Source organism: Streptomyces sp. NBC_00083, assembly GCF_026343295.1.
In the GTDB taxonomy this organism is placed as follows: domain Bacteria; phylum Actinomycetota; class Actinomycetes; order Streptomycetales; family Streptomycetaceae; genus Streptomyces.
In genome coordinates, this window is record NZ_JAPELY010000001.1 from 1,325,508 (window position 1) to 1,337,832 (window position 12,325).

Genomic DNA, 12,325 nt, shown 5'->3' on the forward strand with positions numbered 1-12,325 from the left:
CTGGCTGTGGTGTTACTTCGTGACGGCTGCGGCGAGCTTCGAGAGCGGCTCGGCGAGCGCGTTCACGGCGTCGGAAAGCTGCTTGCGGTCACCTTCGCTCACCTTGTCGTACGAAGTGAAATCGTAGGAGGCCGGGTCCGTGCGGTACTTGTCGAGGAGGGTGTTCAGCGATGCGAACTGCTTGTCCAGCTCGGTGGTGAGGGTCGCGTCGTTCTTCGCGGCGACCGGCTTGAGCAGCTCGTACGCCTTCTGCGCGCCCTCGACGTTGGCCTTGAAGTCGGACAGGTCGGTGTGGCTGTAGCGGTCCTCCTCACCGGTGATCTTCCGGGTGGCGACCTCGTCGAGGAGTTCCTTGGCGCCGTTGGCCATCGAGGTCGGGGTGATCTCGGCGGTGCCGACCCGCTTCTGCCAGTCGGTCAGGTCCTTGTCGAGCTCGGTGGCGAGGCCCTTCTCGTCGTCACCGATCTTGCCGTCGGCCCAGAGGGACTTCTCGAGGCGGTGCCAGCCGGTCCACTTCTGGCCCTTCTCCAGGGCGTCCTCGCGGGTGTCGGTCTTCGGGTCGATGTCACCGAAGGACTCCGCGACGGGCTCGGTGCGCTCCCAGCCGAGGCGGGAGGGGGCGAACGCCTTCTTGGCCGCGTCCACGTCGCCGGCCCGCACCGCGTCGGTGAAGACCTTCACCTTGGGCAGCGTCTCGTCGGCTTGCTCCTGCGCGTACTTGCGGTACTCGGCCACGGCCGTGTCCAGCTGCGGGTTGCGCTTGGCCTCGGTGCCGCCGGTGACGGTGACCTTCTGGCGGATGCCGTCGCCCTTCATGCCGGGCTTGCAGGCGACCTCGTACGAGCCGGCCTTCACCTCGGCGGTGAGCTGCTGCTTGAGGCCGGGGCCTATGTTCTCGCGCTCGGCGACGATGCGGTCGTCGGGGAAGAGGAGGTAGACCTCGGTGACCTTGGAGCCCTTGTTCTCGATGTCGAACTTCACGTGCCCGGCCGCGAAGTCGGTCTTCGAGAGCTTGCAGGAGGTGTCGGTGGCGGTCACCTGGACGGCGCCCGACCCGTCGGCCTTGGCGTCGCTCTTGTCGGCGCATCCCGTGACGGCGGTCAGGGCGGCCACCGCGGCGGCGGCGGTGACTACGGAGGTACGGACGGGTCGCATGCGGGCTCCACGCTGGTTCAGGGTCGACAGGTCGACTGAGGCGGACCTAACTTAACCGAGCCTTACCTGACCGATACCCACTGGGTGCGTGATTCACCTCTCACCGGTAACGACACGGTCACGTCCCGCGTCGACGCAGCCGAGCTCCCTGGGGCTCCGCCCCGGACCCCGTTCGCGCCTGAAGGGCGCTCGTCCTCAATCGCCGGACGGGCTGAGGGTGCCGCAACTGGGCGCCCTGGCAAGGCCAACCCCGCCAGGGGCGCGGGGAACTGCGCGAGACGTGACCACGGTCCGCAGCCGAGCTCCCTGGGGCTCCGCCCCAGACCCCGTGTCGCGCCCGAAAGGCGCTCGTCCTCAATCGCCGGACGGGCTGAGGTGACCTCAACGGGGCACTCTGCCAAGGGCGGTCGGCCGGGCTGAGGGTGCCTCAACTGGGCGCCCTGGCAAGGTCGGCCCACCCAGGGGCGCGGGGAACTGCGCGAGCAGCCGCGCACGGTTCGCAGGCGAAAGCCGGTGGGTTCGCGCCCTGGGGCGGGGCGGCGCCGCAGAATCCTCCCACCCCCGCGGAGCGCTACGCGCTGAGGGGGAACTCCGCGCCCAGCTCCCTGAACACAGCCGTGTTCAAAGCGAAAGCGCGCTTGCACTCGTCGACGACCCGCCGCTTCTCCAGCTCGTCCACCCCCAACGCGTCGAGCCGCTCGCGATAACCCCGCTTGAACGCCGCCGGATTGCCGATCGCCTCGAAGACGTAGAACCGTACGCCGTCGCCCTTGCGGGCAAACCCCCACGTGCGCTCCGCCTTGTCGCGGATGATCTGGCCGCCCGACAGGTCGCCGAGGTAGCGGGTGTAGTGGTGGGCCACATACCCGGCCGGCCACCGCCGGGCGCACTCGGCGACCCGCTCGGCGTACGCGGCCGTCGAGGGCAGCGGGGTGGCCGTACGGCGCCAGTCCGCGCCGCGCAGATGCGCCAGATCCCGCTCCAGCGCGGCCGTGCGCATCAGCTCCGGCTGGATGAAGGGCCCCGCCACCGGATCCCCGGCGAGCGCCGACGCGCCCTCCTCCAGGGCCCGGTACACGAACCAGAGCTGCTCGGTGTAGCGGGCGTAGGCGTCGACGCCGAGCCGGCCGCCCAGCAGATCTCCCATGAACGACGAGGTCTCCGCCTCCGTGTGCTGCTCGTGTGACGCGGTGCGGATCACCGTGGAGAACGGCGTGGTCACGGGCGTGGTCAAGGCGGGCCTCCGGGGACCGAGGGGTGCGGGAACCAACCGGATCGTCCCAGGTTAGGGTGACCTAAGTCAATGGGTTCCCGACGTCCTGTCGGTAAAAAGGTACCCGCTCGGCCACGGCACGACACGTGCGGGAAAAGTACGGGCCCGCCCGGCGCTAGGGCAGCGTGAGGATCTCCGTGCCGGTCTCCGTGACCACCAGGGTGTGCTCGAACTGGGCCGTCCGCCTGCGGTCCTTGGTGACGACCGTCCAGCCGTCCTCCCACATGTCGTACTCGTGGGTGCCGAGCGTCAGCATGGGCTCGATCGTGAAGGTCATGCCCGGCTTGATCACCGTCGTGGCGTGCGGGGCGTCGTAGTGCGGCACGATCAGACCGGAGTGGAACGCCGTGCTGATCCCGTGGCCCGTGAAGTCCCGTACGACGCCGTAGCCGAAGCGCTTGGCGTACGACTCGATGACGCGGCCGATGATGTTGATCTGCCGGCCGGGCAGGACCGCCTTGATCGCGCGGTTGAGGGACTCGCGGGTGCGCTCGACGAGCAGCCGGGACTCCTCGTCGACGTCGCCGCAGAAGTAGGTGGCGTTGTTGTCGCCGTGCACCCCGCCGATGTACGCGGTGACGTCCAGGTTCACGATGTCGCCGTCCTTCAGGACGGTCGAGTCGGGGATGCCGTGGCAGATGACCTCGTTCACGGAGGAGCACAGCGACTTGGGGAAGCCGCGGTAGCCCAGGGTGGAGGGGTAGGCGCCGTGGTCGCACATGAACTCGTGGGCGACCCGGTCGAGCTCGTCCGTGGTCACCCCCGGCGCGATGTGCTTGGCCGCCTCCTCCATCGCCTGCGCCGCGATCCGGCCCGCGGTCCGCATCAGCTCGATGGTTTCGGGGGTCTGCACTTCGGGGCCGGTGTACGGCGTGGGCAGGGGCTTCCCGACGTACTCGGGACGCCGGATGGCGCCCGGGACGGGACGGGCCGGAGAGATCTCCCCGGGCACGAGCAGGGACTGCGACTTCGGCTGGCCAGACATGCCGGCGAGTCTATCCAGCGGCTGTGGGGCAGCATGGCTTTGAGGTCCCGGGCCGGTGGGTACCGGCACCTAGGTCCCACGCCCCGGCGCCGGGCCGCCCGGTACCGGACCGGCCGGCACGGGCCACCGTCCCAGGAAGAGGCATCCATGGCTTTGTTCAAGAGGCGCACCGTCGGCAAGCCCGGCGAGTGGTACTACTGCCTGACCCACCACAAGGTCGAGGAGGGCCCGGAGTGCCCCGCCAAGGACCGCTTCGGCCCGTACCAGAGCCGTGACGAGGCCGAGCACGCGATGCAGAGCGCGCAGGAGCGGAACCTGGAGTGGGAGAACGACCCCAAGTGGCACGACAAGTCGGCGCCGCAGGACGGCACCGACTGAGCGCGCCCGGCCGCTCCCGCCCCGGTCGTCGAGGTGGACCTGGGGCGGGGGTGCGTGCCGCGCCGGGGTGCAGGCCTGCCCCGGGGCCGGTCTGCGGGGGCGCGGCGTCGGGCTACGGGTTCATCGACTCGGTGGCGCGGCGGTACTCGGCGTTGATGCGCTGTGCCTCTTCGAGCTGGTCCTCGAGGATGACGATCCGGCAGGCGGCCTCGATGGGAGTGCCCTGGTCGACGAGTTCGCGGGCGCGGGCGGCGATGCGCAGCTGGTAGCGCGAATAGCGGCGGTGGCCGCCCGCGGAGCGCAGCGGGGTGATGAGGCGGGCCTCGCCGATGGCGCGCAGGAAGCCCTGCGTGGTGCCGAGCATTTCGGCGGCCCTGCCCATGGTGTAGGCGGGATAGTCGTCGTCGTCGAGACGGCCGTTGAAATCGTCTGCTGTCATTTGCACCTCTCCGTGAAACACGTTGAGGGGCTCTGGTGCCCATGGCACCAGAGCCCCGAAGGAACGGTTACACCATCTGCCGGCCCTGATCCTGCGCCGACTCTCTGTTTCCGCCGACCCGACCCATTGGGCGTCGGGGATGCGGGGATCGCAGTTGCTTGACCGGAGACCACCTCACTATCGCGATGTCCTGCGGTACCCGGACTCACTTCACACGTCCGGGCGATCCTGATGGCGTTGCTCCTCCGTTCTTCCCTCTGACAAACCGATCACTTGCTGCGTACTGCCGGTACTGCTGGTGGCGGCCCCTGACGACCGCGGGCCACCCGGTCCGGTGGTCAGCCCCGTCGCCGTCCTGCAACCGCTTCTGGCTTCGAAACTCCACCACCGCACCGCACTGCGTACTGCACTTGCTGAACCGCTGCCCGGCAGTTCGTCTCTGCCGGGCTTTCTTGATCTCGGCTACGAAAGAAACCATAGTCACGGGAATCCTCAATGTCTACTACGGCCGCCATAGATTTTCTGGCGTTCGACGACGAGACAGTCCGTTTCGAACATGAGGGTGCCCTGGCTGCCCCGGAAGGGCCCATGCGCTGGAGTCCGAGTGCGGCGCCGAGAGGGCCTAGACCGCCGTGGTGGTGGGCTGCTTGGCGGCGCGGCGGCGTGCCGCGTCCTCGTCGGTGGCCGCGTCGTAGGTGATCAGCCTGGGCAGGGCGGCGGCCAGCAGCCCGACCGCCGCCACGCAGGCCACCCCGCCCGCCCACACCGCGGTCCGCGTCCCGGTCCAGCCGGCCATCGCGCCGGCCCGGACCTGTCCGAGCTGCGGGCCGACGCTGTAGGAGAGCACCTCTATCCCGGCGAGGCGGCCCCGCAGCTCCTCCGGGATCGTCTGGTTCCAGATGGTGGAGCGGCCGAGCCCGCTCAGCATGTCGCCGGCGCCCGCCACCGCGAGGCACGCGAGCACCAGCCATACGTTGCCGAAGAGGCCCGCGCCGGCCATCGCCGCGCCCCACACCACCGCCCCGACCACCACGAACAGGCCGTGCCTGCGCACCCGCGAGGTCCAGCCGCTGGTGAGGCTGAGCAGCACCGAACCGGCCGAGCCCGCCGCGTACATGAGGCCGAGCGCCCACGTGGCGTCCAGGCTGTCGGCGAGGAACGGGAAGATCGCGTTGGGGAAGGCGAAGAACATCGCGGCCAGGTCGACCGCGTAGGTCCCCAGCAGCACCGGGCGCGACCACGCGTAACGGGCGCCCTCCGCGATGCCGCGCAGCGAGGGCTTCTGGGCGTCGTGGGCGGGCGGCGCCGGGGTGAGCCGGGCGCACATCACCACCGACACGGTGAAGGTGCCGATCGTCGTCGCGTACGCCGTGGCCGTGCCGGCGTAGGCCACGACCAGGCCCGCGAGGGACGGTCCCGCGATCGCCCCGAGCTGCCAGCGCAGCGCGTTGAGCGCGGCCGCCGCCGTCAGCTGGTCGTGCGGCACGATCCGGGCCATCAGCGAGTCGAGCGCCGGGCGTTGCAGACCCGCGAGCGCGGAGACGCCCGCCGCGACCACGTACAGCGGCCACAGCAGGGGGTTCGGGAGCAGCGCGTTGACCAGCAGGACCAGCGCGAGCAGGCCGAGGCCGGCCTCGGTGGCGAGGATGACCTTGCGGCGGTCCACGGCGTCGGCGAGCGCGCCGCCGTACAGCCCGAAGACGACCAGCGGGACCAGCTCCACCGCGCCCATCGCGCCCACCGCCAGCGGCGAGTCGGTCAGCTCCTTGATCTGCAGCGGCAGCGCGACCATCGCCATGAAGCTGCCGAAGTTGGTGATCATGCCCTGCACCCAGAGCAGCCGGAAGTCGGCGGAGGACCGCCAGGGGGCGAGGTCGGGCAGGATCGAGCGCAGTCGGGATGCGGGGGGTTCGTCAGGCACGAGCGGCCATGTTCCGGGCCCGCGGTCCCGCAGGCAAACGAATTACCGGCCCGTGGCCGCCGCCCGCCGCGCCCTCACCGGCGTGCGGCCCGCCCCCGCCGGCCCTCGCGGACACGCGGCCCCCGCCGCCCCTCACCCGCCGTGCGTCGTCACCAGCGTCCCGGGGGTGGCGCCGTCAGCTGGTCGGCCAGCCGGCCCAGGCGGTCGCGGAAGCGGCGCGGGCCGCGCTGCGGAGGCAGGGTGTTCTCGCCGGCGGCGGCGCTGACCAGATGCTGCACGGTGTCGAGGTCCAGCTCCGCCTCCGCGGTCACCGTCAGGCACTCGTGGACCAGGCCCCGCACCTCGCGGTCGCCGCCCTCCAGGGCGAGCACCGTCGCACCCGCCCGGCGCGCGTCGTGGACCCGCTCGAGGAGGCCCTCGGCGGGCCGCTCGGGCGCCACCACCAGGAGCGTCTCGCCGCGCCGCGCCGCCTCCAGGCGACCGAGCCCGACCGACAGGTGCGGCGGCCCGCCCGGCTCGGTGCGGTGGCGGACCAGCGTGGGGCTCAGCTCCGGCAGCCCCGACCAGGCGGCCTCGTCGGTGAGATGGGCGGCGAAGTGCCACGGCTCGTACGACTCGGTGCCGACGAGGAGCAGCCCGCCGTGCGGCACGACGGAGGAGCGGAGCACGCCGGCGAAGCGGCGGGTGGCCCGCAGCCACTCCGTCCCGGCGAGCACTTCCCGCAGCAGGGCGACCCGTACGGCATCCATGCCCGGCAGCCTGCCGCATCCGGCGCGCCCGCGGGCCGGAACGCGGCTTCGTCATCCGAACGAACCCCCCGGCTACGGGCGAGTAGGGTCGGCCCATGACTTCCACTGACAACGCCGGCAACGGCGCGAAGCCCGCCGCGAAGGACCCCTGGGAGCTGCCGGACGTGTCCGGTCTCGTCGTCGGCGTGCTCGGCGGCACGGGCGATCAGGGCCGGGGCCTGGCCTACCGGCTCGCGCGGGCCGGCCAGAAGGTGATCATCGGCTCGCGGGCCGCGGAACGCGCGGCGACGGCCGCCGGAGAACTCGGGCTCGGCGTCGAGGGCGCCGACAACGCCGAGTGCGCGCGGCGCAGCGACATCGTGATCGTGGCGGTGCCCTGGGACGGCCACGCCAAGACGCTCGAATCGCTGCGCGAGGAGCTCGTCGGCAAGCTCGTCGTCGACTGCGTCAACCCGCTCGGCTTCGACAAGCAGGGTGCGTACGCCCTCAAGCCCGACGAGGGCAGCGCCGCCCAGCAGGCCGCCGCGCTGCTGCCGGATTCGCGGGTGACCGCGGCCTTCCACCACCTGTCGGCGGTGCTGCTCCAGGACGCCTCGGTCGAGGAGATCGACACCGATGTGATGGTCCTCGGCGAGGCCCGCGCCGACACCGACCTCGTGCAGGCGCTCGCCGCCCGCATCCCGGGCATGCGCGGCGTCTTCGCGGGACGGCTGCGCAACGCCCACCAGGTCGAGTCGCTCGTCGCCAACCTGATCTCGGTCAACCGCCGCTACAAGGCGCACGCGGGGCTGCGCGTCACCGACGTCTGAGCCGGCCCGCGCCCGGGGTGCCGGGCGCCGGGGGCGATGGGGGACACTGGACGGGCGGGCACCGGGCGTGCCCGCCCGTCCCTTTCGTCCCGCCCGGCCACCGGGCCCCGGAGCCCGCCCGGCCACACGGCCGGGACCGCCCGACCGCAGTGCCGAACAGCAGCCGTACCCGACAGGAGCCGACCTCCATGCCCCGCCTCGCTCTGTACGCCCTCGTCGTCTGTGTCCTCGCCGTCGCCGCGGCCGTGGTCTCCTTCGCCCAGGGCAGCTGGCTCGGAATCATCTGGGTGCTGCTCGTCGGACTCTCGTCCAACATGTGCTGGTACTACCTGCGGCGCAGCCGCGTGGAGCGCGCCGCCGCTACCCCTGCGGAGTGAGCGAGAGGCTCGGCAGGTCTCCCCAGAACTGGTAGAGGTCGCGCCCGGTCGCCGCCGCCAGGTCCGAGACGCCGAGGCCGTCGAGGATCGCGTAGATCAGCTTGAAGAACTCCTGGTTGATCTCGGGGATCCACAACAGCCCGAACACCGCCAGCAGGCCGAACGGGGCGAACGGCTCGACCTGGCGCCGCGCCGCGTGCGACAGCCACGGCTCGATGATCCCGTAGCCGTCGAGACCCGGCACCGGCAGGAAGTTCAGGACCGCAGCGGAGACCTGGAGCAGGGCGAGGAAGGCGAGCGCGGCACGGAAGTCGGCGGGGACCCCGTCGAGCGCGTCCAGCCAGAACGGGGCCGTGCACACCACCGCGAACAGCACGTTGGTGAGCGGGCCCGCCGCCGAGATCAGGCTGTGCCGCCACCGCCCCCTGATGCGCCCGCGCTCGATGAAGACCGCGCCGCCCGGCAGGCCGATGCCGCCCATGATCACGAAGATGACGGGCAGCACGATCGAGAGCAGCGCGTGGGTGTACTTCAGCGGGTTGAGCGTGAGGTAGCCCTTCGCGCCGACCGTGATGTCCCCTCCGTGCAGCGCGGTACGGGCGTGCGCGTACTCGTGCAGGCACAGCGACACGACCCACGCGGACGTGACGAACAGGAACACGGCCAGGCCGCGCGAGGACGCGTAACTCGTCCACACCGCCCACCCCGAGACGGCCATGACGGCCACGATCCCGAGGAAGACCGGGCTGATCCGCCGGTCGTGGGGGCGGGAGGGTGCGGTGGCCATGCGGGGGGCTCCAGTGCTGGTGGGACGGTGGTACCGAACGCGCCCGACCGTACAGGGGCCGGAGGCCGAACGTCTGTGGAACCCCGCCGAGTTCCCGGGCCATGGCGTCCGCCCCCGCCGCGTCGATGAGAATGGGGGCGTGCGCTACCGGATTCTCGGCAACACCCAGGCCCAACACCCCGACGGCAGCCCCGTCGCGCTCGGCGGCGCGCGGCTGCGCGCCCTCCTGACGGTGCTCGCGCTGCGGCCCGGCCGGGCCACCCCCGTCGGCGTCCTCGTCGGCGAGGTGTGGGGTGACGAGCCGCCCGCCGACGCGCCCGGCGCGCTCCAGGCGCTGATCGGCCGGCTGCGCAGGGGCCTCGGCCACGACGCCGTCTTCTCCGCCGAGAGCGGGGGGTACGGGCTCGCCGCCGAGGCGGACGACATCGACCTGCACCGCTTCGAGCGGCTCACCGCCGACGGCGCCCGCGCCCTGGAGGACGGCGACGCGGCGAAGGCCGCCACCCTGCTCGACGACGCGCTCGCCCTGTGGGCCGGGCCCGCCCTCGCCGACCTGCCCGACCCCGGCGCCCGTGCCGCCCGCGCCGAGACCCGCAGGCTCGACGCCCGCCGGCTCCGGCTCGCCGCCGCACTCGCGCTCGGCCGCGCCGACGAGACGCTCGCCGAACTCGCCGCCCTGTGCGGCACCCACCCCCTGGACGAGCCGCTGAACGCCCTGCGCATCCGGGCGCTGCGCGCCGCGGGCCGCCCCGCCGAGGCGCTCGCCGCGTACGAGAGCGTGCGCGCGGTCCTCGCCGATGAGCTCGGCACCGACCCCGGGCCCGAACTGCGCGCCATCCACGCCGAGTTGCTCAACCCGGTCGCCGAGCCCGCGCCGCCCGCGCCGGCCCCGGTCCCCGGAAATCTGCGGGCCCGCCTCACCTCCTTCGTCGGGCGCGAGAGCGAACTCGCGGACATCCGCGGCGATCTCGGATCCGCCCGGCTCGTCACGCTGCTCGGGCCCGGCGGCGCCGGCAAGACCCGGCTCTCGCAGGAGGTCGCCGAGGGGGCCGCGGAGCGCTGGCCGGACGGGGTGTGGCTGGCCGAACTCGCGCCCCTCGACGACCCGGCCGGGGTGCCCGCCGCCGTGCTCACCGCCGTCGGCGCCCGCACGACGGTGCTGCACTCGGCCGGCGCCGAGGAGCTGAGGGCCGCCGACCGGCACGCGGGCGACCCGCTGGTGCGGCTCGCCGAGCACTGCGGGCCGCGCCGCATGCTGCTGCTCCTGGACAACTGCGAGCACCTGATCGGCGCCGCCGCCGAACTCGCCGAGTACCTCCTGGCCCGCTGCCCGCAGCTGGTGGTCCTCGCCACCAGCCGTGAACCCCTGGGCGTACCGGGGGAGTTGGTGCGCCCGGTCGAGCCGCTGGCCGCGCCCTACGCGCTTCGGCTGCTCGCGGAGCGGGGCGCCGCGGCCCGGCCCGGCTTCCGCGTCGAGGACGATCCGGAGGCCGCGGCCGAGATCTGCCGGCGCCTGGACGGCCTTCCGCTCGCCATCGAGCTGGCCGCCGCCCGCCTGCGCATGCTGACGACGCGACAGATCGCGGACCGGCTCGACGACCGGTTCCGGCTGCTCACCAGCGGCAGCCGCACCGTGCTGCCCCGCCAGCAGACCCTGCGGGCCGTCGTGGACTGGTCGTGGGAGCTCCTGGAGGGCTCCGAGCGCGCCGTGCTCGGCCGGCTCGCCGTCTTCGCGGGCGGCTGCGACCTGGCGGCGGCCGAGGCGGTGTGCGCCGAGGACGGCCCGCCCGGTGAGGCCGCCGCGGTCGCCGCCCACGACGTGCCCGAGGTGCTCGGCTCGCTCGTCGACAAGTCGCTCGTGGTGGCCGCGCCCGACGCCACCGGGCAGATGCGCTACCGGCTGCTCGAAACCGTCGCCGAGTACGCGGGCGAGCGCCTCGACACCGCCGGGGGCCGCGCCCGCGCCGAGCGCCGCCACCTCACGTACTACCGCGAGCTGGCGCGCCGCACCGACGGCGAACTGCGCGGCCCCGGGCAGCGCGCGGCGATCGGCCTCCTGGAGCGCGAATACGAGAACCTGCGCACCGCGCTGCGCCGCTCCGTCGCGCTGCGCGACGAACAGGAGGCGCTCTGCCTGGTGCACGCCCTGCTCTGGTACTGGCAGATGCGCGACCTGCGCGCCGAGTCGCGGCACTGGGCGCAGGAGGCGGCGAGCCTCGGCCCCGACCCCTTCGCGCCGCCCGTAACACCCGCGCCGCCGGTCTACGCGCGCTGCACGGACGCCCCGCCGCCCATGGCGCCCGACGTGCTCGAAGAGGCGCGGCGCGGCGTGCAGTTGGTCCAACTGGCCTCCATGGACCACGACGCGGACGTGTGGAGCTCCCCGGACGCCCTGCGGCGCATCCGGTCGATCGCCGGCGCCTACCGGCCCGGCCTGCCGCAGACCTGCCGCATGCCCGGCTCGCTCTGGTTCTTCCCCGTGGTGCTCACCGGCGACCAGGAGCTCCTCCAGCGGGTCCTCGACGAGACCGTACGGGCCTGCGAGGAGCTCGGATACGAGTGGGAGCTGGCCGCGGCCCACCAGATGCGCGCCAACGTCCTCGCCAACCGCACCGCCTGGTCGGGCGACGCGGCCGGCGACGCCGACGCGAGCCTCGCGATGTTCCGGCGCCTGGGCGACGCCTGGGGCGCGGCGGAGGCGCTGGCCGCCCGGGGCGAGGCGCGCGAGAAGCGGGGCGAATTCGCCCTGGCCGCCGAGGACTTCGCGGCCGCCCTGCAGTACGCCGAGCAGCTGGACGCGCACGCCCAGGTGATGCTGCTCAGGGCGCGGCTCGCGGGTGTGCTCCTGGAGACGGGGGAGGAGGAGCGGGGCGAGGCGATGCTGCGCGAGATCCTCGCCGACGACCGCCGCTCGGGCGTCGAGGCGCGCCTCGCGGCCCGGCTCGTCCTGTCGGTGTGGCTGGGCCGCACCCGCCGCTTCGACGAGGCGCGCGAACAGGTCGAGGTGATGCTGCGGGACCTGACCTCCGCCACGCTCATGCTGTTCCAGGGGTTCGTGCTCGGCGTCCGGGCGTGGATCGCCAACGAGCAGGGCCGGTACGACGACGCGCTGAGCGACGCGCTGGCCGCGCTCGACCGGTCCGACGAGCCGCTCGCGCGGATGGTGGCGCCGGAGATGCTCTCCATCCAACTCCTCAGCGCTGCCTGGGCGTTGGCCGGATCCGGCGGCACCGGCAACGGCATGGACGCGGCCCGCCTGATCGGGGCGCACGACGCCCTGCTCCCGGACGGGCACTTCTCCGCGCCCGTCGAGGCCGAGCAGCGGGCCAGCGCGGAACGGGCCACGCGCGCCGTGCTCGACGACGCCGCGTACGCCACCGGGTACGCCGAGGGCGGCGGCCTCCGTGCAGAGGAGGCCACCGCCCTGGTGCGACGCGATCGCATGAAGTGAC

11 protein-coding genes are annotated in these 12,325 nt (G+C 73.1%); 4 read left to right on the forward strand and 7 right to left on the reverse strand.

The window, feature by feature from the left end:
* Positions 1 to 12 precede the first annotated feature (12 nt).
* The 3 genes from efeO to map all read right to left on the reverse strand — a co-directional run bounded on the left by efeO (position 13) and on the right by map (position 3,413).
* Positions 13 to 1,155, reverse strand: coding sequence for an iron uptake system protein EfeO (gene efeO / locus OOJ98_RS05740; protein ID WP_267053512.1), 1,143 nt, complete (start codon positions 1,153 to 1,155; stop codon positions 13 to 15).
* Between the two features lie 571 nt (positions 1,156 to 1,726).
* The gene (locus OOJ98_RS05745) at positions 1,727 to 2,377 is read right to left on the reverse strand and encodes a heme oxygenase (biliverdin-producing) (RefSeq protein ID WP_267055534.1); all 651 of its coding nucleotides are present in this window, start codon (positions 2,375 to 2,377) and stop codon (positions 1,727 to 1,729) included.
* Positions 2,378 to 2,543: 166 nt separating this feature from the next.
* On the reverse strand, positions 2,544 to 3,413 hold the full coding sequence (map, locus tag OOJ98_RS05750) for a type I methionyl aminopeptidase (RefSeq protein WP_267053513.1): 870 nt from the start codon (positions 3,411 to 3,413) through the stop codon (positions 2,544 to 2,546).
* A gap of 147 nt (positions 3,414 to 3,560) precedes the next feature.
* Here map and OOJ98_RS05755 point away from each other — a divergent pair, with 147 nt between their 5' ends.
* Positions 3,561 to 3,791, forward strand: a complete 231-nt coding sequence (locus tag OOJ98_RS05755; protein ID WP_267053514.1) for a hypothetical protein — start codon at positions 3,561 to 3,563, stop codon at positions 3,789 to 3,791.
* 112 nt (positions 3,792 to 3,903) lie between these two features.
* Here the strand turns inward: OOJ98_RS05755 and OOJ98_RS05760 are convergent, their stop codons facing one another.
* The 3 genes from OOJ98_RS05760 to OOJ98_RS05770 form a co-directional block, all read right to left on the reverse strand.
* Positions 3,904 to 4,230 (reverse strand): MerR family transcriptional regulator, encoded by a 327-nt coding sequence (locus tag OOJ98_RS05760; protein ID WP_267053515.1) that lies wholly within the window; start codon positions 4,228 to 4,230, stop codon positions 3,904 to 3,906.
* A 622-nt stretch (positions 4,231 to 4,852) separates the two neighbouring features.
* Positions 4,853 to 6,151 carry an MFS transporter gene (locus OOJ98_RS05765; RefSeq protein ID WP_267053516.1) on the reverse strand — a complete coding sequence of 433 codons (1,299 nt, stop codon included), beginning with the start codon at positions 6,149 to 6,151 and terminating at the stop codon, positions 4,853 to 4,855.
* 149 nt (positions 6,152 to 6,300) lie between these two features.
* Positions 6,301 to 6,900 (reverse strand): hypothetical protein, encoded by a 600-nt coding sequence (locus OOJ98_RS05770; protein WP_267053517.1) that lies wholly within the window; start codon positions 6,898 to 6,900, stop codon positions 6,301 to 6,303.
* A 95-nt stretch (positions 6,901 to 6,995) separates the two neighbouring features.
* Here OOJ98_RS05770 and npdG point away from each other — a divergent pair, with 95 nt between their 5' ends.
* Together npdG and OOJ98_RS05780 are read left to right on the forward strand one after the other, a co-directional pair.
* On the forward strand, positions 6,996 to 7,709 hold the full coding sequence (gene npdG, locus OOJ98_RS05775; protein WP_267053518.1) for an NADPH-dependent F420 reductase: 714 nt from the start codon (positions 6,996 to 6,998) through the stop codon (positions 7,707 to 7,709).
* A gap of 188 nt (positions 7,710 to 7,897) precedes the next feature.
* Positions 7,898 to 8,086 carry a hypothetical protein gene (locus OOJ98_RS05780; RefSeq protein ID WP_267053519.1) on the forward strand — a complete coding sequence of 63 codons (189 nt, stop codon included), beginning with the start codon at positions 7,898 to 7,900 and terminating at the stop codon, positions 8,084 to 8,086.
* Here OOJ98_RS05780 and OOJ98_RS05785 read toward each other — a convergent pair.
* Complete coding sequence (locus tag OOJ98_RS05785; protein WP_267053520.1) at positions 8,070 to 8,873, reverse strand: site-2 protease family protein; 804 nt, start codon at positions 8,871 to 8,873, stop codon at positions 8,070 to 8,072. The two genes, OOJ98_RS05780 and OOJ98_RS05785, sit on opposite strands and share 17 nt — an antisense overlap.
* 139 nt (positions 8,874 to 9,012) lie before the next feature.
* On the opposite strand from OOJ98_RS05785, the gene OOJ98_RS05790 reads away from it, so the two are divergent.
* Complete coding sequence (locus OOJ98_RS05790) at positions 9,013 to 12,324, forward strand: BTAD domain-containing putative transcriptional regulator (protein ID WP_267053521.1); 3,312 nt, start codon at positions 9,013 to 9,015, stop codon at positions 12,322 to 12,324.
* Position 12,325: the final 1 nt, after the last annotated feature.